The sequence below is a fragment of the Virgibacillus sp. GM2-2 genome (assembly GCF_055329585.1).
This window is the reverse complement of record NZ_JBUZWC010000003.1, coordinates 113,113-138,110: the sequence shown is the minus strand read 5'-3', so window position 1 is coordinate 138,110 and position 24,998 is coordinate 113,113. Positions and strand designations below refer to the sequence as shown.

The following is a 24,998-nucleotide window of genomic DNA, read 5'->3' as shown; positions in this document are numbered from 1 at the left end:
AATAACCTAGTGGTTACTGCGGAGTTTAATTCGAGGAAGAACAACAATGACTTTGAAAATAGCATTTGCTAACGTGAATGACATATAAACAGATTGAATATATGTAGATTATATACTGGTTAGATTATTTTATTTTTGGAATGGCCATAAACAGTGGATGGTGTCGTAAATGAAACTTAGTAAGTTAGAAAGACAAAGAACGTTAATTGAAACTATTGATGCAACACCTTTTATTACGGATGAAGAATTAGCACGTAAATTTGATGTTAGTATTCAGACCATCCGTCTTGATCGTATGGAACATGCAATTCCAGAGTTACGCGAGCGGATAAAATCAGTCGCTACGAACTCATGGAATGAGACAGTGAAGGCTTTACCTTTGGAAGAGGTAATCGGAGAAGTTATCGATCTAGAGCTAGACGAAAGAGCTATTTCGATTTTGAATATTCGAGCAGAACATGTCTTTTCACGTAACAAAATTGCTAGGGGACATCATTTATTTGCGCAAGCAAACTCACTTGCGGTTGCAGTTATTAATGATGAGCTGGCGTTAACCGCGAAGACAGAACTAACCTTTACTCGCCAAGTAAAGGAAGGTGAACGTGTTGTTGCAAAGGCTGTTGTGGAAGGTAGAAATGCTAAAGGCTACACAGTCGTACGTGTTACTAGTTACGTTGATCAGGAAATTGTATTCAAAGGTACGTTTTATATGTATCGTTCCACTGATGGGAAAGTATAAGTTTTAAGGATATCAGTGCAAGGGCGACTAATGCTTTCGTCATTAAAGCTTGGCGATAATCCTAGTTTTCTAAAAATGAACAAAAAGGGGAAAATTTGCAATGAAATTAGCCATTGATGCAATGGGTGGTGACCACGCTCCTAAGGAGATTGTTTTAGGAGCTATGGATGCTATTAAACAAAACAATAACCTTGAAATTGTGTTGATCGGTAATGAACAAAAAATTAATTTGCATTTAACTGATCAAACAAGAATTAGTATTATACATACAGAAGAAATGATAACAAGTGAAGATGAACCAGTACGAGCAGTACGTAAAAAGAAAAATGCATCACTCGTTTTGATGGCAAAAGAAGTAAAAGAAGGACGTGCCGATGCGTGTATTTCAGCAGGGAACACTGGTGCTTTGATGAGTGCTGGTTTGTTTGGTGTCGGTCGTATTTCAGGTATTGATCGTCCTGCACTCAGTCCAACTTTACCAACAACTGATGGAAGAGGTTTTTTGCTGTTAGATGTTGGTGCAAATGTTGATGCAAAGCCGCAGCACTTATTGCAATACGGAGTAATGGGTTCCATTTACACGGAAAAAGTACGTGGAATTACGAATCCTTCAGTCGGGTTGCTGAATGTTGGTACAGAAGATGGAAAAGGAAATGAACTAACGAAAAAAACCTTCGCACTTCTAAAGGATGCACCGATTAATTTCATTGGTAACGTTGAAGCTCGAGATTTACTTAACGGAGTAGCAGATATAGTGGTTACCGATGGCTTTAGCGGAAATGTTGCGCTAAAAACGATTGAAGGCACCGCTGAAGCAATGTTCCATATGCTGAAAGAAACGTTTATGGCATCGGTTAAAACGAAAATCGCTGCAGGTATGATGAAAAATGATTTAAAAGCGTTAAAGGGAAACTTAGATTACAGTGAATACGGTGGAGCCGGGCTTTTTGGTCTTGCAGCGCCAGTAATTAAAGCACATGGCTCTTCGAATCGACGGGCGATTCATAGTGCAATAAAGCAGGCTTGCCAAATGGTTGATTTGCATGTGACGGAAACGATTAAAGAAACGGTTTCGTCCATTGAACTGAATAAGGGGGAAGAGGAATGAAACGTGTAGCATTTATGTTTCCTGGACAAGGGTCGCAGGATATTGGGATGGGGAAAGAATTTTATGACGCATATCCAGAAATAAAAGAGATGTTTCAGGAAGCCGACGACGTATTAGGAATAGGTTTATCGAATATTATGTTTGAAGGGCCGAAAGAAACATTAACGGCTACTCAAAATGCACAACCTGCTTTATTGTTAAGCAGTATTGCTGTACATACGATGCTTTTGAAGTCAGAGGTTCAACCAGTTATGGCTGTTGGCCATAGCCTCGGTGAATACAGTGCTTTGGTTGCGGCAGGTGCCATTTCACTAGAAGAAGCAGTGCAGCTAGTCGCAACACGTGGAAAATTGATGGAGGAAGCATTTCCTGCTGGGAAAGGTTCCATGGCAGCGGTATTAGGATTAACGGTAGAAAAAGTGGAAGAAACGCTTAAAGCGTTAGAAACCGAAGAGGTTGTTGACTTAGCGAACATCAATTGCCCTGGTCAAATTGTTATCTCAGGATCGAAGGAAGGAATTGATTTAGCAATAGAGCCATTGAAAGAAGCTGGAGCTAAGCGCGTATTACCTCTTAATGTTAGTGGGCCGTTTCATTCTAGATTGATGGAAGCTGCTAATGAAAAGTTTTCAGAAAAGCTTGAGGAGATTTCGATAACGGATTCGAATATTCCGGTTTATGCTAATGTTACAGCATCTCCCGTTACCGAACACGAAGAAATTAAAGATCTACTTTTAAAACAGTTGTACTCACCAGTACGTTTTGAAGAATCGATTCGAAACATGATGGACGAAGGTATCGATGCATTTGTTGAAGTAGGAAATGGAAAAGTTTTAAGTGGTTTAGTTAAAAAGATTGACCGAAAAATACCTACATTTGAAATTCAAGATCCATCATCCATGGAAGAATTCGTTACATGGTACAAGGGGGATGCTTAAATGTTAAACGGTAAAAGTGCTTTAGTTACAGGAGCTTCAAGAGGAATTGGACGAGCTATTGCATTAGAGCTTGCGAAACAAGGTGCTAATGTTGCAGTAAACTATGCTGGAAGTGAAGCGAAGGCACAAGCAGTTGTAGAAGAGATTGAAAACCTCGGTGTAAAAGCATTTAAAGTACAGGCGGACGTGGCTAAAGAATCCGATGTAAAAGATATGATCAAAGAAGTTATTACTCAATTTGGCTCACTAGATATTTTAGTAAATAATGCTGGAATTACGCGGGACAATTTACTTATGCGTATGAAAGAGGAAGAATTCGACCAAGTTATTAACACAAATTTAAAAGGTGTATTTACATGCACGAAAGCTGTTACTAGACAAATGATGAAACAAAAAAACGGTAAGATTGTTAACGTATCATCGATTGTTGGTGTAAGTGGTAATCCTGGACAAGCAAATTATGTTGCAGCGAAGGCTGGCGTAATTGGTTTGACTAAATCAACTGCAAAAGAGCTTGCATCACGCAATATCCAAGTAAATGCTGTAGCACCTGGTTTCATCGCTACTGACATGACAGATGAATTAACGGATGAGCAACGGGTAGGTATGCTTGGTATGATTCCTTTAGGTAAACTTGGCCAACCAGAAGACGTAGCAAAAGTAGTTCGTTTTCTAGCATCTGATGACGCTAGCTACATGACTGGTCAAACATTACACATTGATGGTGGAATGGTGATGTAATGGCGTTAGTCATTAGCACTGACTATGACTTATCGCTAGCCCACGAGTTAGGACAATTTGGTTAATATGGTGTCTTGAGCGGACACACGATCCGTTATTTATCTTAATTGGAGTATATTTACTGGCAAAGCGGACAGAGAGTACGTTATTTACGTAAAACAAGGTATAAAAACAGCTTTTTTACCGAAATAACGAATCCTGTGTCCGCAACCATTAAGAATTTGCTCGTTTACAGGCTAATAACGAATCCTAAGTCCGCTAAGCTCAATTGAGCAAATTAGCGTAAACTTTACGGTGTACGATTTTAATTAAAAGGAAAATGAACTTTGAAAGGAGGTGAAGTACTGTGGCAGACGTGTTTGATCGAGTAAAAGCAATCATTGTTGAACGTTTAGAAGTGGAAGAATCTGCTGTAACAATGGAAGCTTCTTTTAAAGATGATCTTGATGCAGATTCACTTGATGTAGTTGAATTAGTAATGGAACTGGAAGATGAATTCGACATGGAAATTGCTGATGAAGAAGCTGAAAAAATTAATACAGTTGGGGATGCTGTTAACTACATAAACAGTGTTAAGTCCTAATAACGAATAAAGAAAGTCTCGCAGTGTGCGAGGCTTTCAATCTATTTAACAGAAGTAGGTGACAATCATGGATGTTAAACAACTTGAAGAGAAATTGAATATAACATTTAATAACCATGCATTATTAAAACAAGCTTTTACACATTCATCGTATGTGAATGAGCATCAGTCAAAAGGTTTTTCGGATAATGAACGGTTAGAATTTTTAGGTGACGCCGTACTAGAGCTAGGCGTTTCCCAATATTTATACCGAAATAATGAGAATATGCCTGAAGGTGAAATGACGAAATTGCGGGCAGCGATTGTCTGTGAAGCATCACTAGAAAATTTTTCGCGGGATCTTGGCTTTGGTGAGCATATCTATCTAGGTAGAGGTGAAGAACAAACTGGCGGACGGGAAAGACCTGCATTATTAGCTGATGTATTTGAATCCTTTCTCGGTGCTCTGTACTTAGATCAAGGATTTGCGAAAGCATTAGATTTCTTAGAAGAATTTATTTTTCCGAAAATCAGTACCGGTGCTTTTTCGCATGCGATGGATTATAAAAGCCAACTCCAAGAATTAGTTCAGCAAGATAAAAACCAATCAATCGAATACAAAATAGTCGGTGAAAAAGGTCCTTCACATAGCAAGGAGTTTGTAACTGAAGTATACGTGAAAAATAAAAAAGCAGGTTCTGGAATAGGAAAAACGAAAAAAGAAGCGGAACAACGCGCAGCAAAACATGCATTAGATACGTTTAATGATTAGTTAAAAATTTAATATGTAACTGTTTTATAGAGGTACATGTCTATTAAGATTTGTACCTCTTATTTTATTTTGAATATACAAATATTTCTACATAAAGCTATGTTAAACTTATATAGCATGCATTTATAAAATTAAAATAATGAAGAATGGAGTACTTCATGAAAAGATTAGCTATCATTACAGTTGGTAAAACCCATAGCGGGAAAACTACTTTTGCTAGAGCATTAGAAAAAGAATTGATCAATTCGTTTGTAATGGACCAGGATAACCATGCTGAATTTATCAATACTTACTATAAAAAATTACAACCAAAAGATGGACCTAATACACTAAAGCACGCCATTTCGCAGCTAATAGTCGACTATGCCATTGAAAACACAAATTTTCATCTTATTGTTTGCAACTCAAATCGAAATCGAGCAGGTCGATTGTATCTTCTTGAAAAGTTATTTAATAAAAATGAATTTATCCGCATTCTTGTCCATTTTGATATCCCAGACCATATTCTTCAAGAGCGAGTTTCAAAGAGTGAACGTAGTACAGTTATATTTAGAAGTGCATCTAATTTTGAGGAAGTACTTTCCCGACAGCAGGCTGAAACGGGTATAGGTGATGTTACGGATCCAGTAGAAGAAGAGGCAGATTATTTGTTTGTGATTAAAAATGAAGATGATGTTCATAAAGTAATTCGTACCATAAAAACGATATAAAGAAGATATTGAGGAGTGATCGTCAATGCAGTTTTTAGTGATAGTTAGATGGCAAGCATTAATAAAAATACTTGCCATCTAACTTAATGAAAGCTATTTATGCTTTTCTTACCGATCGTAACTCATCAATAAATGCTTGAGTCTCTGAAGCGCTCAATTGTCCTTTTTGAACAACAATATCATACATAAATTTTATATCATCATATTTCTCTAGATCGTAATCTTCCGGCTGTAGTATCGATCTGTTTACAACGTTCAATCGTTCACCTAACTCATCCAATAGTACTGCTAAATTCTCATTTGTTGGTTTTTCAAGACTCATTTTTTACACCTCGTAATGTATTTTTTTAGAAAAGACTGCGTATGTACACGGTAAAACCTATTCCTTACTTCTTTTGGTACAGTATTTATGATAAAATAAATGCGTTAAAAAACCAAATTATAATTAAGGCTTGTTTCTAAAAGATAGTTGTTTTGGCGCAAAATCCGTAAAGTGCGAATTAGTGACAATTCAAATTATCTGATAACAGCAACGTTGATTTCCGCTGCGGATAGTCGCTTTCCGCGGGCACGGCTTCAGCCTCCTCGAGAAAACCACTCTGCGGGGTCTTCAGCTCGCGCTGTTCTCGCAGGAGACGACTGTCCTACGCTCCAATCAACTGGCCTACTAATGGCTAATTATTATTATTGTTCATTATTAAGAAACAAGCAAAAAATAAATAGAATGATGCACAGATTTAGCAGAGGAAAAACACGAAGACTCCTGTGGGAGCAGAAGCCTAGATGAGACCCCGCAGAGCGTAAGCTCGAGGAGGCTCATCAGCTGCCCACGGAAAGCGTAGTGTTTTTCCGTAGCGATAGCCAGTTATTATGAATTATCACTAGTTCGCAATTTACTTCTAATGCGATGGCTATAAGCAAAGGAATTTTTCAAATAATAAAGATACAAATGGGCAGTAGTTAATGACACCTATGTGTTGGTTATGATTATCTCGGTTCAATTAGGAGAGAGTGTTTATGTATTTAAAACGATTAGAAAGTATGGGGTTTAAATCTTTTGCAGAACGTATTCAGGTGGACTTTGTTCCAGGTGTAACTGCAGTGGTCGGCCCTAACGGAAGTGGAAAGAGTAATATAACCGATGCGATTAGATGGGTGCTTGGTGAACAATCAGCAAAATCATTACGTGGGTCCAAGATGGAAGATATTATTTTCCAAGGTAGCGAAACTAGAAGAGCGTTAAATGTTGCGGAAGTTACACTAGTGCTTGACAATCATGATCAGGCAGTACCACTTGATTATGAAGAAGTTAGCATTACTAGACGTGTTTATCGATCTGGTGACAGTGAGTTTTATATAAATAAACAATCGTGCAGACTAAAGGATATTGTTGATTTATTTATGGATTCTGGTCTTGGTAGGGAAGCGTTTTCCATTATTAGCCAAGGTAAAGTAGAGGAAATTTTAAGCTCCAAAGCAGAAGAGCGTCGGACGATTTTTGAAGAAGCTGCCGGAGTTTTAAAATATAAGCATCGTAAAAAAAAGGCAGAGTATAAATTAGCGGAAACACAAGAAAATTTAAATCGTGTGGAAGATATCATCCATGAAATTGAACAACAGCTTGGACCACTTGAGGAACAAGCAACAAAAGCGAAGCAGTATAATGCCGCAATGGAACAATTAAAGCAGGAAGAAGTCTCCCTTATGGTTACGGAGATTGAAAACCTACATACAACATGGCAAGAATTGCTTGAGCAACTAGAAAAAGAAAAAATGCATGAACTAACAGTGAAGACTGCCATTCAAAAGCGTGAAGCAAACCTTGAGGAAGAACGTAGGAAAATGAACGCGCTTGACGAAGAAATTGAAGCGATTCAGGCATCATTATTAGAATCAACACAAAGGCTTGAACAATTTGAAGGAAAACGAAATGTGTTTCAGGAACGCTTGAAGCATTATGAAGAAAATCGTGCACAATTAGAAAATGACAGAGCAGAAACACAGCAGCGTGTTGACAACCTTGAGCTTGAATTACGGGGTGAGAAAGAAGAACTTGCAACGATTACGAATAAGCGCGATGGTGTAAAACAAGAAGTGGTCACGTTAGAAAAGCAATTGACAACAGATAAAGAATCCATTGCTGATCAAATTGAAGAACTAAAATCCGAATATATTGAGTACTTGAATACGCGTGCTGCAAACCGAAACGAAAAACAGTCCATCGATCAGCAATTAAATCAATTAACCCTTAAAAAGCAACGCCAAGAAGAAAAAAATGGTGATATTTTAGAGTCGAGAAAAACGTTAGAGGAAGAGAAGTCTACCATTTCAAAAGCGTTAGAAAGCTTACAAGCACAGTATACTGAAAAACAGAAAGAAGTTAGCACCGATAAGGATAAGTTGTCACAAGAAAAAGACAATTTTCAAGAATTGCAAGACAAGTTAAACCAAGGATACCAATTCTTAGAGAAAATGAAATCAAAAAAAGAAATGCTAGAAGAAATGAAAGAGGATTTCCAAGGTTTTTTTCATGGTGTTAAAGCAGTTTTAAAAGCGCGTGATGACAGAAAACTATCTGGTATCCATGGTGCTGTGATTGAGTTAGTCGACGTGCCGAAGAAGTATGTATATGCAATCGAAACAGTTTTAGGCGGACAAGCACAACATATTGTAGTCGAGAACGATCAGTCAGCACGTGAAGCTATTAAATGGTTGAAGGATTTAAATAAAGGTCGAGCAACATTTTTACCGTTGCAATCGATTCAACCTCGTTTCATTTCTGGAAATCTATTAGCTCAAGTGCAAAATCATTCAGGATTTATTGGTGTTGCAGCAGACCTCGTATCATGTAGAGAAACGTATAAAAAGGCTGTGGATCACTTGATGGGTCATGTCATTATTGCGAAGTCACTTAAAGATGCCAATGAAATAGCAAAACTACTTATGCGAAAATTTCGAGTCGTAACTCTTGAAGGTGATGTTGTCAATCCTGGTGGTTCGATGTCGGGTGGTGCAGCAAAGAAAACAAACCAATCACTTTTCACCCGAGATCAGGATCTGCAAGAGGTCACCGAAAAACTTGCTGACTTTACGAAAAAGACCAAGCTTTTTGAGAAAAAAGTGCAAGACGCAAAAGATTCCATCGAACAAAATGAACGCTTGTTGGAACAATCGCAGGAAAATTTATTTGAAGCTCAACAGGCGATACAGGAAATGAAAGCAAGTGCTAATCACGTTGAAATGAAACTATCGTCTGTGAACAGCAATCTATCGATATATGATCAGGATAAAAAGCAATTTGAGCTAGAAGAAAAAGAATTAGTGAATCGCAGGCAGTTATTAACAAAAGAATTATCACGTACTGAAACTGAGATCGAAGCAATTCAACATAAAATTGATGAATTAGGTGAGCAAGAAAATAAGCTTCGTGAAAATAAAGAACAAATCCAACATGATTTTCATCAAAAGCAAATTTTGTTGGCGGAGTTAGAAGAACGAGTTAAAAATCAGCGATATAAAACGAACGAACTGAGAGAAGTTATTGATAAAGAAAAGCAACAATTGGATGTCTATAGTGAAAAGTTACACGAGCTCATTGATCTGAAAGAAAATGAAGTGACAGAAGAGGAAATTACAACAAGTATTGATCACTATCATGAAGAAAAAAATCAGCTAACAGAAAGTATCCAAGCAAAACGCCAAACTCGGAGTAATTTGACACAATTTGTTCAGGACACGGAGCGAGAAATTAAGGAAGAAAATAAAGCACATCAAGAAATACTTAAACAGATCCAATCAAAAGAAGTGAAATCTAATCGCCTCGATGTAGAATTAGAAAATAGATTAAACCATCTGCAGACCGAATATATGCTTACGTATGAGCGTGCGAAGGAAGAATTTCCTAAAACGGACGATATGGAAAAAACGAAGGCAAGTGTCCAGCAAATTAAAAAGACAATTGATGACCTTGGTACTGTAAATCTAGGTGCGATTGATGAGTATGACAGAATTAAAGAGCGCTATACGTTTCTTTCTGAGCAAAAGGATGATCTTGTGCATGCGAAAGAAACAATGTTTTCTGTCATTGCTGAAATGGACGAGGAAATGCAGAAACGGTTTGATTCGACTTTTTCACAAATCAGAGATGAATTTGCGATTGTATTCAAGGAACTTTTTGGTGGTGGAAACGCTGAGTTGAAGTTAACTGATCCAAAAAATATGTTGGAAACAGGAGTGGATATCATTGCCCAACCACCAGGGAAAAAGCTTCAGCATTTAGGTTTACTTTCCGGTGGTGAACGAGCGTTAACGGCAATTGCGTTATTGTTTGCGATATTACGTGTTCGCCCTGTTCCATTCTGTGTACTGGATGAGGTGGAAGCAGCTCTTGATGAAGCAAATGTTGCTCGCTTTGCAAAATATGTGAAAATGTATAGTAAGAATACACAATTTATCGTAATTACACATCGAAAAGGAACAATGGAAGAAGCGGATGTCTTGTATGGTGTTACGATGCAAGAATCCGGCGTATCAAGATTGGTTTCCGTTCGTTTGGAAGATACAAAAGAATTAGTAGGTTCTTAAGGAAGGAATGTATGTAAATGGGCTTCATGGATAAGTTGAAAAAAACGTTTAAACAAAATGACGAAGAAGAAGTTTCCACAAAATATAAAGAAGGTATGACCAAGACAAGAAACTCTTTTTCAAGCAAAATTAATGATCTTATTGCTAGATATCGAAAAGTAGATGAAGACTTCTTTGAAGAATTGGAAGAAGTACTGATTAGTGCGGATGTTGGCGTTATGACCGTAATGGATTTGATTGATGAACTAAAAATGGAAGTGAAACGTCAAAATATCAAAGATACGAAAGATATAAAAGAAGTAATCTCAGAAAAATTAGTTGAGATCTATTATGGTGAAGATGACGAATCAATCGAAGAATTAAACATTCAACAAAATGAATTAACAATCATGTTGGTTGTTGGTGTGAATGGTGTTGGAAAAACTACCTCGATTGGGAAATTAGCACATCAATTAAAATCTGAAGGCAAGAAAGTAGTATTAGCAGCAGGTGATACATTCCGAGCTGGGGCAATTGAACAGTTAGAGGTTTGGGGTGAGCGAGCTGGTGTTGATGTGATTAAACAAAGTGCTGGCAGTGATCCAGCTGCAGTTATTTTTGATGGCATCAAAGCGGCAAAATCACGTGATGCAGATGTCTTAATTTGTGATACTGCTGGTCGTTTACAAAATAAAGTAAACCTAATGAATGAGCTGTCAAAAGTAAAGCGCGTAATTGAGCGCGAAGTTCCAAATGCTCCGCACGAGGTATTGCTTGTATTAGATGCAACCACTGGACAAAATGCAATGAGTCAGGCAAAAACCTTCCAAGAAGCTACAAATGTATCAGGAATTGTATTAACGAAGTTAGATGGTACTGCAAAAGGTGGAATAGTTATTGCTATTCGTAACGAATTGCAAATTCCAGTTAAATATGTAGGACTGGGAGAAAAGATGACAGATTTACAGAAGTTCAACGCACATGCCTTTGTATATGGACTATTTGCTGATATGCTAGAGGACGATGGCGAGTAGTTGACAGACAAAAGCCCGGTTCGTTATGATATTTTGTAAAGGTATTTCACTTAACAAGGGGTGTTTGGAATGTTAGAGAAAACAACACGGATTAATTATTTGCTTGATTTTTATCAATCATTACTTACACCTAAACAGCGAAATTACATGGAAATGTATTACCTGGAGGATTATTCGCTTGGTGAAATATCCGAACTATCCGAGGTTTCAAGACAAGCGGTTTATGATAATATTAAACGTACGGAACAGATGCTTGAATCATATGAGGAAAAGCTGCGTTTATACAGTAAATTTCAAGCTCGAATGGAACTTTTAGATAAAATTGAGCGAGATGTTAATGAAAATGCAATAACAAACGAAACACAACGTATGATTAATCAATTAAAAGAAATAGATTAGGGGGACACCTTCTATGGCATTTGAAGGATTGGCCGACCGTTTACAAAGTACAATTAAAAAAATTACCGGAAAAGGTAAGGTATCCGAACAAGATGTTAAAGAAATGACAAGAGAGGTACGTCTTGCATTACTCGAAGCGGACGTAAACTTTAAGGTTGTAAAGGATTTAATTAATCGAATTAAGGAACGCGCGACTGGTCAAGAAGTTATGGAAAGTCTCACTCCAGGACAACAAGTAATTAAAGTTGTAAAAGACGAGTTGTCTGAGCTAATGGGCGGAGAACAAAGTAAGATCGCAGTAGCGGATAAGTCACCAACAGTCATTATGATGGTAGGTTTACAAGGTGCTGGTAAAACAACAACTACTGGGAAACTTGCAAATTTATTACGTAAAAAACATAATCGTTCGCCATTGCTAGTAGCGTGTGATGTTTATCGACCAGCAGCAATCAAGCAATTAGAGACACTGGGCGGACAACTAGATATGCCTGTTTTTTCAATGGGTACCGATGCAAATCCAGTTGACATTGCTACTAAAGCAATTGAACAAGCTAAGGAAGAGCACAACGATTATGTCATTATTGATACAGCAGGTAGATTGCATGTAGATAATGAATTAATGGATGAATTACAAAACATAAAATCAAGCGTTAAACCAGATGAAATTTTCTTGGTAGTTGACTCCATGACTGGGCAAGATGCTGTGAACGTTGCTGAAAGCTTTAATGAGCAATTAGATATTACAGGTGTTGTATTAACTAAACTTGATGGTGACACACGTGGAGGTGCGGCACTTTCTATTAAGGCTGTAACTGACAAGCCAATTAAATTTGCTGGTATGGGTGAAAAACTTGATCAATTAGAAGCATTCCATCCAGATCGTATGGCATCTCGTATTCTTGGTATGGGGGATGTTCTATCATTAATCGAAAAAGCACAAACGAATGTAGATGAGAAGCAAGCAAAAGAATTAGAAGAGAAAATGCGTACGATGTCATTTACATTTGATGACTTCTTAGAGCAAATGGGTCAGGTAAAACAAATGGGTCCACTTGATGACCTTTTAGCAATGATGCCAGGTGCAGGGAAAATGAAGGGCTTGAAGAACGCGCAACTAGATGAAAAGCAACTTGCGCATGTAGAAGCAATTATTCAATCGATGACAAAGAAAGAGCGCCAAGAGCCAAGTGTAATGAACGCAAGCCGTAAAAAGCGGATTGCTGCAGGTTCTGGTACATCCGTTTCACAAGTAAACCGACTATTGAAACAGTTTGATGAAATGAAGAAAATGATGAAACAAATGACCAACATGCAAAAAGGGAAAAAAGGCAAAGGCGGAATGAAGTTCCCGTTTATGTAGGATAGAAAAGTGAAATGAGCTTGCTCAGCGGTGAAATGCGTAAGCAAGAGACCGTAGAGCACCGGGTTTGTGCTCGGAGTGTCTATTGCTTACGTCACGAACCGCTAGCCCATGCAGCTAGACAGAGAAAAGCGGAGGCGACTGATCAGCGGTGTCCAAATAGCGGAACGTATGTCCACTAATAAACTAATTAACTACCTATTGATGCATTTAAACCTGAGAATCACACAGTTTTTTTAATGTAATGTAAAAACACTTTACAGACTATAATTTATCTGATAGAATCTAAACTTGGCAGGTAAGAAAATATAACTACTTTCTTACTGCATAAGAGCAACTAAGGCTTTCGCCATTAAAGGCTTGGCGATAAGCCAAGTTTTCTAATGTAAAACATTTTTATTGGAGGTGCAAGAACATGGCTGTTAAAATTCGTTTAAAACGTATGGGATCAAAAAGAAATCCATTTTATCGTATCGTTGTAGCTGATTCACGTTCTCCACGTGACGGACGTCAAATCGAACAAATTGGAACATATAACCCGGTAGTTAACCCGGTTGAAGTTAAGATTGATGAAGAAAAAGCGCTTAACTGGATGTCAAATGGTGCTAAACCAAGTGACACAGTGCGTAACCTTTTCTCAAAACAAGGCATCATGACAAAATTCCACGACATGAAAAATCAAAAGTAAAGTAGTGTGATATCATGAAAGCCCTAATTGAATCCATTGTTACACCTCTTGTCGACCATCCAGAAGACATCGTTGTAACAGAAACAGAAGAGGAATCAAAAATCATTTATCATCTTACTGTTCATCAAGACGATGTGGGTAAAGTTATTGGCAAGAATGGACGTATTGCAAAAGCAATCCGTACCGTTGTGTATGCAGCAAAATCGGATGCAAACAAGCGTATATATTTGGATATCATGTAAAGGGAAAGGGTATACCTTTCCCTTTTTGTACATTATTTTTTGTAAATCTTCTATTTAGACGAAGAGGTGCTCGAATGAAAATAATGAAAAAAGTGTTAGTAAAACAAGTCATTACGGAGAATAGTAAAAAGAAGCTTGAGAGAAATTTTACAAATCATAAAATGCGACTTGAACAAGAGTGTCAACAGTTGTTATTTGAACAGCGAAAACTGCAAAATAAGCAAGGTACTTCAAAGCAGGAAGTATCCCAGCGTTTTCACCAAGAAATTAAAAACCGAAAAGAAAAGATGAAGCTGGTTGATTTTAAGTTGGAGCAATTAGATATGCTAGAGCTGGGTAGTGAAATTACCGAAAAAGAAGTTGAAGCTCTTGTTGAGGTTAAGGTTGGCACGCATTGGAATCAATTGATGGGGGAGACAGCAATCATCATAAAAGATGATGTCGTTGTTCGAATCGATGAATAGTAGGTGAAAAAATGAATGAAAAATTATTTAATGTAGGTAAAATTATCAATACACATGGCATACGAGGCGAAGTAAAAGTTCATCGAATAAGTGATTTTGACGAACGGTTTACAATAGGTGAAATACTTTACCTTGTAAAAGAAAATAATAAGCCAGTCGAGCTTACTATTAAGAGTCATCGGATCCATAAAGGATTTGATTTAGTGTCGTTTGAAGGACTAAACAATATTAATGATGTTGAACATTTTAAAGGTTCTTTCTTAAAAATTACCGAAGAACAGCTAACCGAACTTGAAGAAAATGAGTACTATTATCATGAAATAATCGATTGCGAAGTTATTCTACCTAACGGTGAACGATTAGGCTTTGTAAAAGAAATATTATCACCTGGCGCGAATGACGTATGGGTGGTTAAACAAGAAAAAGGTAAGGATCTTCTAATTCCTTACATAGACGATGTTGTCAAAACGATTGATATTGTGGCCAAAAAAATTACGATTGAACCATTAGAAGGACTGCTTGACTAATGCATATTGACGTATTAACTCTGTTCCCAGAAATGATAGATGGTGTCTTTAATTCCTCTATTTTAAAAAAAGCACAGGATAAAAAGAAATTCAGTTATAATCTCGTCAATTTCCGTGATTATACAGAGAATAAACATGGAAAAGTGGACGACTATCCTTACGGGGGTGGTGCAGGAATGGTTCTGACGCCACAGCCTGTTTTTGATGCAGTTGACGGCATTACAAAAGACAAGAAGAATAAACCTCGTATTATATTGATGTGTCCCCAAGGTGAGCCTTATACGCAAAAAAAAGCTGAAGAGCTTGCGAAAGAAGATAATTTAGTTTTCATCTGTGGACATTATGAGGGTTATGACGAACGAATTCGTGAGCATTTAGTAACGGATGAAATTTCGATTGGTGATTATGTACTAACGGGTGGTGAGCTGGGTGCAATGGCTGTTATTGACAGTGTTGTCAGGCTGCTACCAGATGTATTAGGTAATAAAGATTCTGCACCCAAAGATTCTTTTTCTACTGGTTTACTAGAACACCCACATTATACTAGACCAGCTGATTTTCGAGGTATGAAGGTGCCAGATGTACTGTTATCTGGTGATCACGCAAAAATTGAAGCGTGGCGCAAGCGTGAATCGCTAAAGCGGACGTATGAACGAAGAAATGAATTACTTGATATACAAGAATTGAGCGATGAAGATTTGAAGACACTGGAGACAATTCAAAGGGTTGATAAGAAGTAGTCGAAATGTTGTTTCTATATAGTCTTTTCTGGTTCCATACGAATTGCTCAAACGGCAACTAGCTTGGCCATTAGCAAAGTTTTCTAACAAAAACAGTTGAACTACACAATTCTATATGGTATATTTATTGTTGTGCTTAAGCAACTCGGCTTAGGCGCTATAAACGATGTTCCGCTGTTCCTTAGAGAGTCATGAGCATTGGTTTGGAAGGAGTGAAGTAGAATGCAAAAACTAATTGCAGATATCACAAAAGAACAACTACGCACTGATCATCCTGACTTCCGTCCTGGTGACACTGTTAAGGTACACGTGAAAGTAGTTGAGGGTACTCGCGAGCGTATTCAGGTATTTGAAGGTGTTGTTATCAAACGCCAAAACGGTGGAATTAGTGAAACATTTACAGTAAGAAAAATTTCTTACGGTGTTGGTGTTGAACGTACATTCCCTATACATTCACCTAGAATTGCAAAGATTGAAGTTTCAAGACGCGGTATTGTTCGTCGTGCGAAGCTATACTATCTACGTAACCTACGTGGAAAAGCAGCACGTATTAAAGAACGTCGCTAATAAAAACTGTAATTTAAAGGAGCTTGGCATTGTATGCAGGCTCTTTTTTACTTTAACGTATTAAATAAAATGTTTCGGAGGAAAGACAAATGCTAAAATTGAAAAATGAATGGTTCGATTGGGTAAAGGCATTATTGATTGCTTTTGCATTAGCCTTTATCGTACGAATGTTCTTTTTTGCGCCGATTGTGGTAGATGGTCCTTCGATGCAGCCCACGCTACATAACAATGACCACATGATCGTCAATAAAATTATCTATAACATTACCGATATAGAACGTTTTGATGTTATCGTTTTTCATGCAACAGAAAAACAAGATTTCATAAAACGAGTTATCGGTCTCCCAGGTGAACATGTGGCTGTAAAAGACGAAGTTTTATATATTAATGGGAAGCCGGTAAAAGAACCCTTTTTAAAAGAAATTAAGACACAGATGCAACCTAACCAAACATTAACGGAAGACTTCCGTTTAGAGGAACTTCCTGGAGGGTATTCGACGATTCCAGAAGGTTATGTATTTGTCTTAGGAGATAATCGGAATAATTCAGCTGATAGTCGTGTATTAGGATTAATACCAAAAGATACTATTGTCGGTAAAACGAGTCTGATTTATTGGCCATTAGACCGGATTCAGCTGTTAAATTACTAGAAACCAAATTTTTTAAAATGAAAGTAGGTGATTCCATGTCAATACAATGGTTTCCAGGACATATGGCAAAAGCACGTAGGCAAGTTGAGGAAAAATTAAAGCTGGTAGATTTTGTGATGGAACTAGTTGACGCACGCGCTCCGCTATCCTCACAAAATCCAATGCTACAAAAAGTTCTACAAAATAAACCAAAAATGATTGTGTTAATGAAAAAGGATTTAGCTGATCCACGCGAAACAGATAGATGGATTGCCTATTTCCAAGAAAAAAATATTACTTCAGTAGCCATCAATGTGAACGATAAGAATGATATTCAGAAGGTCATTCAGCAGGCAAAACGATTAGGGCAAGAAAAACTCGACAAACTGGCTAAAAAAGGCATAAAGCCACGTGCAATTCGAGCGATGATTGTTGGGATTCCGAACGTTGGAAAATCAACATTAATCAATCGATTGGCAAAGAAAAAAGCAGCTAAAACAGGTGATCGCCCCGGAGTCACAAAGCAACAGCTTTGGATAAAAGTAAAAAATGATTTTGAGTTATTAGATACACCTGGTATATTATGGCCGAAGTTTGAGGATGAAATGGTTGGACTTAGATTAGCAGCGTTAGGGACAATTAAAGACCAGCTATTATCATTGCAGGACATCGTAGCATTTGTCATCACATACTTTCAAGAGCACTATCCTAAATTACTTGAAGAACGATTCAATATTGATCGTGACATGCAGGATATGGTAGAGATCTTCGAAGTGATTGGAAAACAACGAGGATGTCTTGAAAGTGGAGGAAATGTTAATTTTGATAAGGTTTCCGATGTGGTAATTCAAGATTTACGCTCTGGAAGACTTGGTTCAATTACACTGGAAACAGTTGATGAATAATGTGGCAGGCATCTCAGGATGAATGCCATATTTTTTTATAACGTCAGGAATTATGGTAGACCTTATAAGAATGTTTAAAATCTTGGGTTTCAACCAGGGTAGTGAAAAATGATGTGACAGATTCCCAGTAGATGTAAACTGCGAACTATAATGATGGGTGTTTGGACCACCGCTACGGATAACATTGAAAGTAAGGCAAATTAGTAGTGAAATTATATTAAGCGGACACCAGATACCTTATTTGAACAAAATAAGGGTAAATTTGGTTCTTCGCGGACACAGGATACCTTATTTAGTATAAAAAGGCTAATTTCAACCCGATATTACCTAAATAAGGTATCCTGAGTCCGCTTAACCCATAAAACACGCCTGAAAAGTTAAAATAAGGCCTTCTGTGTCCGCTACCGATTACAATCACAGTGCCTGGCCACCATGTTTAGTTCGCAGTTTATTTATATATGCATCTAGTTTTCTAACATAGGTTTAGAATAGCTACAAAATACATAGAAATAAGCCGATAAGGAAGATGTGATAATGAAAAATTACTCGATTAATGAACTTAAGCAGTTAGTAGAGCAAGATAAAATTACGAAAGATCAATTTGTAGCATTAAAAAAAGATACCCGTAAAGGGGTTCAAAATCTATTAAAAAAACATGAGCAAACAAAACAAAAGCAACTTGATCTTAAAAATAAGTTTTTTGAAATGAGTCAGTACGAACGGTTTAGTTATGAAAAAGGCTGTGAGTTTATAGCTGGAATGGATGAGGCAGGAAGAGGGCCGCTAGCTGGTCCTGTAGTAGCTGCTGCAGTAATTTTACCTAGAGAATTTATGTTATTAGGATTAGATGATTCTAAGCGCCTAAACGAACAGAAACGAAATGAATTTTACACGATCATAAAGGAACAAGCTATAAGTTATGGAATATCCATCATAAGCAATGAAACGATCGATGAAGTAAATATATACGAAGCAACAAAGCTAGCCATGCGAGATGCGATAAATCAATTGTCCCCTAAACCTGATCATGTGCTGATTGACGCCGTTCCATTGAGCGGGCTTGCATGTTCATCTGAATCGATGACAAAAGGTGATCAAAAAAGTATTTCAATTGCTGCAGCAAGTATTCTAGCAAAAGTTACGAGGGACAACCTAATGAAAAAAATACATAGTACTTTTCCGATGTACGATTTTGAATCAAATATGGGATACGGTACGAAAAACCATATGCAAGCCATACAAGAGCATGGTATTTCACCGTTTCATCGTAAATCATTTGGACCAGTTAAAGGTTCGATTGTTTCGTAAAGGAGTAGGCTAAAATGAGCATTCATCATGTGTTGTCCAAACGTTTTGAACAAGTAAAAGTTAATCAAGTCCAACCATCCTTAAAGGCTGGTCAAATTGTTCAAGGTAAAATTGTGAAACTATATCCAAACAATAAAGCACAGATTCAAATTGGATCACAAAGCCTGATTGCTCAATTAGAAGCATCTTTATCTATAGGTGAAAATTATCATTTTCAAGTGAAATCGAATACTGATGTTATCCATTTACGGGTACTAAGTCAATCGATTAAAAATAGTACACCAAACAATATGTTACAGCTTTTGCAATCATTAGGAATTAAAGTCACCAAGGCAAATATAGCAGTTTTAGAACACTTGACAAAAAATAAAGTGCCATTTGATAAAGAACAGCTGATGAAGGCTATCCAGTTAGTAGAAGGGGCAAAAAACAAAGCACAAGCTCAATTAGTAGTGCAAGAAATGCTAAGGCATAAATTACCGCTGACTGATTCTGTATTTCAAGCTTTATATGCAAAATCCACGAGTGGTATCACTGAACAACTTAGTGATTTTTTACAACAATTAAAGCAAGATTTGACAACATCACCAACAAAGCAATCATTAATCGATCGATTAACGTTGTTGACCGAACCTCCAGCTTCGCCAAAAGAAAGTGTAAGTAAACAAATTTTAGGAGAAATAAACTCGAACAAAACAACTATTTTCCAAATGATAAAGTCACTTGGTTTAGTAGATAATGATGTTGATTTATCCACTTGGAAATCGGAGTGGCAACATTTTGCTAAAAATGCGACTAATACGAAGTTACCGTTTCAGCTTAATGTGTCTGAACTACAAACAGTCATCGAGCAAGCTCTCAAAAACAAAAATGAATTGATAACTAAATCGCAAAACATTCTACAACAATTTACATCCGGTATAAATCGGTCCATTATTCACCAAATCCCGATGGCATCTAGTAACTTTGAAGTATTGCAATCACAGGTTGAAAATCAACTACTTCCATTGCTACCAGGCAAACAACAACAACTTGTGCAATCTCTTTTACAGAACAATGTAAGTACTTTGGAACAATTTCAGACATTACTCAAAACACTTACTAACGAGACAAATTATAGTCAAATGCAACAGCTTGTTAAAAATATGAACCTTGCTGAGGCGTTATTATTAACCAAGCCACAAGAAGCATTTTTATCTCATTTTAAGCAGGTTCTGCAATCGATTGGGTTTTCACATGAATTTAATATAGCAAACGATTTGCCAGAACAACATTCCATTAAATCGTTAATCATGCAGCTTATACAACAAAGTGAAGGAGCAACAAATGAACGGGCAGTACAGCTTCTACAATTTATAAATGGGATGCAGATTCAATCAGTAAATGATACAACTAATTTTATTCAAGCAAGTTTACAACTTCCAGGTGAAAAACTTGGTTTGAATAACGATCTCCAACTTGATTTTGAAGGTAAAAAAACGGAATCGGGTGAAATTGACCCAGCATATTGTAGAATTTTATTTTATTTGGATTTAGCTAACCTGAAGGAGACAGTAGTAGATATGAACATTCAAAAACGGACAGTTGCTGTAACCGTTTTTAATGACCATCCTTCCGTCGCCGATCATTCTATCCCTTTAAGACCCTTGTTAAAAGAAGGGCTAGAATCATTAGATTATCACTTATCTACTATTCATGTGAAACCATTTAAACAGGTAGACGCCGACAAAGATTCATCAATAATTGAACGTAATACATTTCAAGGGGTTGACTATCGTATATGAGTGAAAAGCGAATGAAGGCAGCAGCGCTCCGATATGATCAAAAGCGAGATCAAGCACCAACCGTTGCAGCAGCTGGTAAAGGTATTATTGCTGAAAATATTATTGAAAAAGCAAAACAAAGCAACGTCCCCATCCAAGAAGATGCTAGTTTAGTTGAACTGTTAGCCGAACTAAACATAAACGAAACTATTCCTGAAGAATTGTACCAGGCTGTAGCTGAAGTATTTGCATTTGTTTACCGTGCAGATAAGAAACTAGAATCGACAGAAAGGTAGAATTTATAGTCGAAAAACCAATCAAATGTACCGTTGGTAGGTTCTGTCAAATCGGAAAAAAGAAGCAAACTAACTGACGTTTACGGACTCTGGATCACTTTTTTACAAAATAAGATGGTTTACGATTTAAGCGGACATCAAATTCGTTATCTAACGCGGTGAAGGTGAATTTGATGTCCGTATCATTTGAAAAAGGTAGATTTTAGAAAAACTACTGAACCAGAGACCGTCAAATTAGTTATTCATATGTTTACGACAAATTTCTTAAGGATTCGCTTTAGCTATGTAGTTTTTCCTCTATTTCCTTGCTTTTACGTAGGGTAAAAAACCCCACTCTTTTCACCTGCCTATCTATCTGTACACCGTTGACCAGTCGCCTCCGCTATTCTTTGTCCAGCTGCGGCTCCTAGAAGCTGCTCTCATAAGCAAGAAACACTCCAAACGCGAAAGGTCACGCGTTTTGCGGTTCCTTGCTTATGCGTCTGCTTCTGTTCAGTCGCCTTCGCTCTTCTCTGTACAGCTGCGGCTCCTAACGGCTAGCAGATAGGTAGTCAGGATGAACGTACGGTAAGAACACCGTACTTTTCACCTGCCTATCTATCTGTACGCCGTTGTTCAGTCGCCTTCGCTCTTCTACTCTATTCTATTTTTCTTGTTATTATTGTCGTTTTTTAATACAATGGGAATGCAGTGAATTTTGATGGGAGGATAAATGATGAACATTCATGAGTATCAAGGCAAAGAAATTTTGCGAAGCTATGGTGTAAATGTTCCAACTGGACATGTTGCATATACAGTGGACGAAGCTGTTGAAGCTGCAAAGAAACTAGACTCTTCTGTGACAGTGGTCAAGGCACAAATACATGCTGGTGGACGTGGTAAAGCCGGTGGAGTTAAAATTGCTAAAAACTTAGACGAAGTGCGTACATATGCTGATGAGATTTTAGGTAAGACTCTAGTTACGCATCAAACTGGTCCTGAAGGTAAGGAAGTTAAACGCTTACTTATTGAGGAAGGTTGCGACATTCAAAAGGAATACTATGTAGGTCTTGTTCTTGACCGTGCTACATCTTCTGTAGTTATGATGGCGTCAGAAGAGGGCGGTACAGAGATTGAAGAGGTTGCTGCTGAAACGCCAGAAAAGATCTTTAAAGAAGTTATTGATCCCGTTGTTGGACTTTCTGGATATCAAGCTCGTAGACTAGCATTTAACATTAATATTCCAGAAGAACTACTTGGAAAAGCAGTTAAATTTATGATGGGTCTTTATCAGGCTTTCGTTGAGAAAGATTGCTCGATTGCTGAAATTAACCCATTAGTTACAACTGGTGACGGAGAAGTACTTGCATTAGATGCAAAGTTAAACTTTGATGATAATGCATTGTTCCGTCAAAAAGACGTATTAGAGTTCCGTGATTTAGACGAAGAGGATGAGAAGGAAATTGAAGCTTCTAAGTATGACCTAAGCTACATTTCATTAGATGGAAACATCGGATGTATGGTTAATGGTGCTGGTCTTGCGATGTCTACAATGGATATCATTAAACATTATGGCGGCGATCCGGCAAACTTCCTTGACGTAGGGGGCGGTGCAACTGCTGAGAAAGTTACGGAAGCATTCAAAATCATTTTGTCCGATGCTAATGTAAAAGGAATTTTTGTTAATATTTTCGGTGGAATCATGAAATGTGACGTTATTGCGGAAGGTGTTGTGGAAGCAACAAAACAAGTTGGACTTGAAATTCCGTTAGTAGTACGTCTTGAAGGTACGAACGTTGATTTAGGTAAGAAAATATTAAACGAATCTGGCTTAAATATTACTTCAGCTGATTCAATGGCTGACGGTGCTGAAAAAATCGTTTCCATGGTGAAGTAAGTAATTGTTGATTAGAGAAAACGTATGAAGATTGCGTAGAAAGGACGGACGAAAATGAGTGTATATGTTAATAAAGATACAAAAGTAATTGTCCAAGGAATCACTGGTGGTACAGCACGATTCCACACAAAACAAATGCTTGAATATGGTACAAAAATCGTTGGTGGTGTTACTCCGAAAAAAGGCGGTACTGAGGTAGAAGGTGTACCTGTATTTAACACAGTAAAAGAAGCTGTTGATCAAACAGGTGCTACTGCATCCGTAATTTATGTTCCAGCACCATTTGCAGCAGATGCAATTCTAGAAGCTGTTGATGCAGAACTTGATCTTGCAATTTGTATTACTGAGCATATTCCAGTTATGGATATGGTTAAAGTTAAGCGCTATATGCAAGGCAAGAAAACACGTCTTGTCGGACCAAACTGTCCTGGTGTTATAACTCCAGAAGAATGTAAAATTGGTATTATGCCTGGTTATATTCATAAAAAAGGCCATATCGGTGTTGTTTCTCGTTCAGGAACATTAACATATGAAGCGGTACATCAATTATCAGAAGCAGGTTATGGTCAGTCAACTGCTGTAGGTATTGGTGGAGACCCTGTTAATGGAACAGACTTTATCGATGTATTATCTGCATTCAATGAAGATCCTGATACAGAAGCAGTTATCATGATTGGTGAAATCGGTGGTACTGCTGAGGAAGAAGCAGCTGAATGGGTTAAAGCTAACATGAAAAAGCCTGTAGTAGGATTCATCGGTGGCGCTACTGCACCTCCAGGAAAACGTATGGGTCACGCTGGTGCAATCATTTCAGGTGGTAAAGGTACTGCAGATGAAAAAATCCGTGTAATGAACGAATGCGGAATTAAAGTTGCAGAAACACCAGCTGTGATGGGTGAAACAATGATTAGCGTGTTAAAAGAAAACAATTTACAAGATAAATGTAAAACACATTAATTTTAATTGGAACTCAATAGCGATATTGAGTTCCTAATACTATATAAGGAGTGTTATTTATTGCAAGAATTACGGAAACGAATTATTCATTTACACCGTTGTAGAGGTATAACTAGGCGGACTATTTTGCGTTTACTAACGTATGACACAACACTTTCTTCCATCTACAATTTATCTTCATCTCAAATAAGCAATCGATTATCCATTCCCCAAAAACATGCTACTTCGCTTTACAATGATCTACATAACCAATCCCTCATAAATGAAATTTCACATGATATTGCCACCCAAACTATCCTAACAATAGTTGACGATATTTATCCTACTGTGTTAAAAACAATTAAAGACCCGCCAATTGTGCTTTACGCACTAGGTGACGTATCATTACTCCAACAAACACCAACTTTAAGTGTAATTGGCACAAGGTTTCCGACACGTAATGCACAGAAAAAAATGAATCTTATTTTGCCTTCTTTAATAAAAGAGGGTTGGATAATTGTAAGCGGAATGGCAAAAGGAATCGATAGCTATGCCCATCATTTTGCATTAACGAATAATGGGAAAACTATCGCTGTCTTAGGTGGTGGATTTCACCACATCTATCCAAAGCAAAACACCACTTTGTTTGACCAAATAAGTAAAAAAGGCTTAGTATTATCTGAGTACCCACCAAGTCAACCACCAACAAGATTTCACTTTCCAGAACGTAATCGTATTATAAGCGGGTTAAGTTTCGGAACACTCGTCATTGAAGCAAAAGAGAAAAGTGGTACACTTATTACCGTTGACCAAGCACTGGATCAAGGTAGGGAAGTATACGCAATACCTGATTGCCCAACTGTTCCTGAATCAATAGGATGCAATCGAATGATTCAAGATGGAGCAAAGATGGTTCTTGGACCAGACGATATTAAGGAAGACTGGAATCAATATAGACCTAGTTGGATAAAATAAACGGTTAGATATTTTTTAATAAATAAAAGTTCATTTAACCCCAAAACAGCAGCATGTATATCCAATTAGAAAAAAATAGAAATAGCATGTTTGACAAATAGACGGTATATATTTACTATTAGTGAAGATTTCTACTTAAAAACTAAAGACCTCATT

Annotated in this window: 26 protein-coding genes; 25 read left to right on the top strand and 1 reads right to left on the bottom strand. The window is 37.4% G+C overall.

Annotation, left to right across the window (positions count from 1 at the left end; genetic code table 11):
• Positions 1-169: 169 nt before the first annotated feature.
• The 7 genes from fapR to ACY9Z2_RS05695 all read left to right on the top strand — a co-directional run bounded on the left by fapR (position 170) and on the right by ACY9Z2_RS05695 (position 5,570).
• A complete protein-coding gene (fapR, locus tag ACY9Z2_RS05725; RefSeq protein WP_463608659.1) occupies positions 170-739 on the top strand; it encodes a transcription factor FapR in 570 nt (189 codons plus the stop codon).
• 100 nt (positions 740-839) lie between these two features.
• Positions 840-1,847: a phosphate acyltransferase PlsX gene (gene plsX, locus ACY9Z2_RS05720; protein ID WP_463608658.1), complete on the top strand. Its 1,008-nt coding sequence runs from the start codon at positions 840-842 to the stop codon at positions 1,845-1,847.
• Positions 1,844-2,785, top strand: a complete 942-nt coding sequence (fabD, locus tag ACY9Z2_RS05715; protein ID WP_463608657.1) for an ACP S-malonyltransferase — start codon at positions 1,844-1,846, stop codon at positions 2,783-2,785. Before plsX ends, fabD begins: the two co-directional genes overlap by 4 nt.
• Positions 2,786-3,526, top strand: coding sequence for a 3-oxoacyl-[acyl-carrier-protein] reductase (fabG, locus tag ACY9Z2_RS05710; RefSeq protein ID WP_463608656.1), 741 nt, complete (start codon positions 2,786-2,788; stop codon positions 3,524-3,526). It begins immediately after the preceding gene.
• 346 nt (positions 3,527-3,872) lie between these two features.
• A complete protein-coding gene (gene acpP / locus ACY9Z2_RS05705; RefSeq protein WP_463608655.1) occupies positions 3,873-4,109 on the top strand; it encodes an acyl carrier protein in 237 nt (78 codons plus the stop codon).
• A gap of 67 nt (positions 4,110-4,176) precedes the next feature.
• On the top strand, positions 4,177-4,860 hold the full coding sequence (gene rnc / locus ACY9Z2_RS05700) for a ribonuclease III (RefSeq protein ID WP_463608654.1): 684 nt from the start codon (positions 4,177-4,179) through the stop codon (positions 4,858-4,860).
• A gap of 146 nt (positions 4,861-5,006) precedes the next feature.
• Positions 5,007-5,570, top strand: coding sequence for an AAA family ATPase (locus ACY9Z2_RS05695; RefSeq protein WP_463608653.1), 564 nt, complete (start codon positions 5,007-5,009; stop codon positions 5,568-5,570).
• Between the two features lie 97 nt (positions 5,571-5,667).
• Here the strand turns inward: ACY9Z2_RS05695 and ACY9Z2_RS05690 are convergent, their stop codons facing one another.
• A complete protein-coding gene (locus ACY9Z2_RS05690) occupies positions 5,668-5,892 on the bottom strand; it encodes a DUF1128 domain-containing protein (protein ID WP_463608652.1) in 225 nt (74 codons plus the stop codon).
• Between the two features lie 695 nt (positions 5,893-6,587).
• Here ACY9Z2_RS05690 and smc point away from each other — a divergent pair.
• The 18 genes from smc (at position 6,588) to dprA (ending at position 24,842) form a co-directional block, all read left to right on the top strand.
• Positions 6,588-10,154 carry a chromosome segregation protein SMC gene (gene smc, locus ACY9Z2_RS05685; RefSeq protein WP_463608651.1) on the top strand — a complete coding sequence of 1,189 codons (3,567 nt, stop codon included), beginning with the start codon at positions 6,588-6,590 and terminating at the stop codon, positions 10,152-10,154.
• 17 nt (positions 10,155-10,171) lie between these two features.
• Positions 10,172-11,167: a signal recognition particle-docking protein FtsY gene (gene ftsY / locus ACY9Z2_RS05680; RefSeq protein ID WP_463608650.1), complete on the top strand. Its 996-nt coding sequence runs from the start codon at positions 10,172-10,174 to the stop codon at positions 11,165-11,167.
• Between the two features lie 69 nt (positions 11,168-11,236).
• Positions 11,237-11,566 carry a putative DNA-binding protein gene (locus tag ACY9Z2_RS05675; protein ID WP_463608649.1) on the top strand — a complete coding sequence of 110 codons (330 nt, stop codon included), beginning with the start codon at positions 11,237-11,239 and terminating at the stop codon, positions 11,564-11,566.
• 13 nt (positions 11,567-11,579) lie between these two features.
• Positions 11,580-12,926 (top strand): signal recognition particle protein, encoded by a 1,347-nt coding sequence (gene ffh, locus ACY9Z2_RS05670; RefSeq protein ID WP_463608648.1) that lies wholly within the window; start codon positions 11,580-11,582, stop codon positions 12,924-12,926.
• Positions 12,927-13,341: 415 nt separating this feature from the next.
• Positions 13,342-13,614: a 30S ribosomal protein S16 gene (gene rpsP / locus ACY9Z2_RS05665; protein WP_463608647.1), complete on the top strand. Its 273-nt coding sequence runs from the start codon at positions 13,342-13,344 to the stop codon at positions 13,612-13,614.
• A gap of 14 nt (positions 13,615-13,628) precedes the next feature.
• Entirely contained in the window at positions 13,629-13,856 is a 228-nt protein-coding gene (locus tag ACY9Z2_RS05660) for a KH domain-containing protein (protein ID WP_463608646.1), read from the top strand.
• Positions 13,857-13,930: 74 nt separating this feature from the next.
• Positions 13,931-14,320, top strand: a complete 390-nt coding sequence (locus ACY9Z2_RS05655) for a YlqD family protein (protein WP_463608645.1) — start codon at positions 13,931-13,933, stop codon at positions 14,318-14,320.
• 11 nt (positions 14,321-14,331) lie between these two features.
• A complete protein-coding gene (rimM, locus tag ACY9Z2_RS05650; RefSeq protein WP_463608644.1) occupies positions 14,332-14,847 on the top strand; it encodes a ribosome maturation factor RimM in 516 nt (171 codons plus the stop codon).
• On the top strand, positions 14,847-15,587 hold the full coding sequence (gene trmD / locus ACY9Z2_RS05645; protein ID WP_463608643.1) for a tRNA (guanosine(37)-N1)-methyltransferase TrmD: 741 nt from the start codon (positions 14,847-14,849) through the stop codon (positions 15,585-15,587). Before rimM ends, trmD begins: the two co-directional genes overlap by 1 nt.
• Before the next feature lie 222 nt (positions 15,588-15,809).
• Positions 15,810-16,154, top strand: a complete 345-nt coding sequence (rplS, locus tag ACY9Z2_RS05640; RefSeq protein WP_463608642.1) for a 50S ribosomal protein L19 — start codon at positions 15,810-15,812, stop codon at positions 16,152-16,154.
• Between the two features lie 89 nt (positions 16,155-16,243).
• Positions 16,244-16,804, top strand: coding sequence for a signal peptidase I (gene lepB, locus ACY9Z2_RS05635; protein WP_463608641.1), 561 nt, complete (start codon positions 16,244-16,246; stop codon positions 16,802-16,804).
• Positions 16,805-16,839: 35 nt separating this feature from the next.
• Positions 16,840-17,688, top strand: a complete 849-nt coding sequence (gene ylqF / locus ACY9Z2_RS05630) for a ribosome biogenesis GTPase YlqF (RefSeq protein WP_463608640.1) — start codon at positions 16,840-16,842, stop codon at positions 17,686-17,688.
• A 534-nt stretch (positions 17,689-18,222) separates the two neighbouring features.
• On the top strand, positions 18,223-18,996 hold the full coding sequence (gene rnhB, locus ACY9Z2_RS05625) for a ribonuclease HII (RefSeq protein WP_463608639.1): 774 nt from the start codon (positions 18,223-18,225) through the stop codon (positions 18,994-18,996).
• 14 nt (positions 18,997-19,010) lie between these two features.
• Positions 19,011-20,780, top strand: coding sequence for a TP0910 N-terminal domain-containing protein (locus ACY9Z2_RS05620; protein WP_463608638.1), 1,770 nt, complete (start codon positions 19,011-19,013; stop codon positions 20,778-20,780).
• Positions 20,777-21,055, top strand: a complete 279-nt coding sequence (locus tag ACY9Z2_RS05615; protein WP_463608637.1) for an EscU/YscU/HrcU family type III secretion system export apparatus switch protein — start codon at positions 20,777-20,779, stop codon at positions 21,053-21,055. The genes ACY9Z2_RS05620 and ACY9Z2_RS05615 overlap by 4 nt, the downstream gene beginning before the upstream one ends.
• A 715-nt stretch (positions 21,056-21,770) precedes the next feature.
• Positions 21,771-22,931 (top strand): ADP-forming succinate--CoA ligase subunit beta, encoded by a 1,161-nt coding sequence (gene sucC / locus ACY9Z2_RS05610; protein ID WP_463608636.1) that lies wholly within the window; start codon positions 21,771-21,773, stop codon positions 22,929-22,931.
• 54 nt (positions 22,932-22,985) lie between these two features.
• Positions 22,986-23,888 (top strand): succinate--CoA ligase subunit alpha, encoded by a 903-nt coding sequence (gene sucD / locus ACY9Z2_RS05605; protein WP_463608635.1) that lies wholly within the window; start codon positions 22,986-22,988, stop codon positions 23,886-23,888.
• A 60-nt stretch (positions 23,889-23,948) separates the two neighbouring features.
• On the top strand, positions 23,949-24,842 hold the full coding sequence (gene dprA, locus ACY9Z2_RS05600; protein WP_463608634.1) for a DNA-processing protein DprA: 894 nt from the start codon (positions 23,949-23,951) through the stop codon (positions 24,840-24,842).
• Positions 24,843-24,998 lie beyond the last annotated feature (156 nt).

Coding starts and splice junctions, on each gene's coding strand:
- fapR (WP_463608659.1), top strand. CDS start 170: ATGAAACTTAGTAAGTTAGAAAGACAAAGAACGTTAATTGAAACTATT.
- plsX (WP_463608658.1), top strand. CDS start 840: ATGAAATTAGCCATTGATGCAATGGGTGGTGACCACGCTCCTAAGGAG.
- fabD (WP_463608657.1), top strand. CDS start 1,844: ATGAAACGTGTAGCATTTATGTTTCCTGGACAAGGGTCGCAGGATATT.
- fabG (WP_463608656.1), top strand. CDS start 2,786: ATGTTAAACGGTAAAAGTGCTTTAGTTACAGGAGCTTCAAGAGGAATT.
- rnc (WP_463608654.1), top strand. CDS start 4,177: ATGGATGTTAAACAACTTGAAGAGAAATTGAATATAACATTTAATAAC.
- ACY9Z2_RS05695 (WP_463608653.1), top strand. CDS start 5,007: ATGGAGTACTTCATGAAAAGATTAGCTATCATTACAGTTGGTAAAACC.
- ACY9Z2_RS05690 (WP_463608652.1), bottom strand. CDS start 5,892: ATGAGTCTTGAAAAACCAACAAATGAGAATTTAGCAGTACTATTGGAT.
- smc (WP_463608651.1), top strand. CDS start 6,588: ATGTATTTAAAACGATTAGAAAGTATGGGGTTTAAATCTTTTGCAGAA.
- ftsY (WP_463608650.1), top strand. CDS start 10,172: ATGGGCTTCATGGATAAGTTGAAAAAAACGTTTAAACAAAATGACGAA.
- ACY9Z2_RS05675 (WP_463608649.1), top strand. CDS start 11,237: ATGTTAGAGAAAACAACACGGATTAATTATTTGCTTGATTTTTATCAA.
- ffh (WP_463608648.1), top strand. CDS start 11,580: ATGGCATTTGAAGGATTGGCCGACCGTTTACAAAGTACAATTAAAAAA.
- rpsP (WP_463608647.1), top strand. CDS start 13,342: ATGGCTGTTAAAATTCGTTTAAAACGTATGGGATCAAAAAGAAATCCA.
- ACY9Z2_RS05660 (WP_463608646.1), top strand. CDS start 13,629: ATGAAAGCCCTAATTGAATCCATTGTTACACCTCTTGTCGACCATCCA.
- ACY9Z2_RS05655 (WP_463608645.1), top strand. CDS start 13,931: ATGAAAATAATGAAAAAAGTGTTAGTAAAACAAGTCATTACGGAGAAT.
- rimM (WP_463608644.1), top strand. CDS start 14,332: ATGAATGAAAAATTATTTAATGTAGGTAAAATTATCAATACACATGGC.
- trmD (WP_463608643.1), top strand. CDS start 14,847: ATGCATATTGACGTATTAACTCTGTTCCCAGAAATGATAGATGGTGTC.
- rplS (WP_463608642.1), top strand. CDS start 15,810: ATGCAAAAACTAATTGCAGATATCACAAAAGAACAACTACGCACTGAT.
- lepB (WP_463608641.1), top strand. CDS start 16,244: ATGCTAAAATTGAAAAATGAATGGTTCGATTGGGTAAAGGCATTATTG.
- ylqF (WP_463608640.1), top strand. CDS start 16,840: ATGTCAATACAATGGTTTCCAGGACATATGGCAAAAGCACGTAGGCAA.
- rnhB (WP_463608639.1), top strand. CDS start 18,223: ATGAAAAATTACTCGATTAATGAACTTAAGCAGTTAGTAGAGCAAGAT.
- ACY9Z2_RS05620 (WP_463608638.1), top strand. CDS start 19,011: ATGAGCATTCATCATGTGTTGTCCAAACGTTTTGAACAAGTAAAAGTT.
- ACY9Z2_RS05615 (WP_463608637.1), top strand. CDS start 20,777: ATGAGTGAAAAGCGAATGAAGGCAGCAGCGCTCCGATATGATCAAAAG.
- sucC (WP_463608636.1), top strand. CDS start 21,771: ATGAACATTCATGAGTATCAAGGCAAAGAAATTTTGCGAAGCTATGGT.
- sucD (WP_463608635.1), top strand. CDS start 22,986: ATGAGTGTATATGTTAATAAAGATACAAAAGTAATTGTCCAAGGAATC.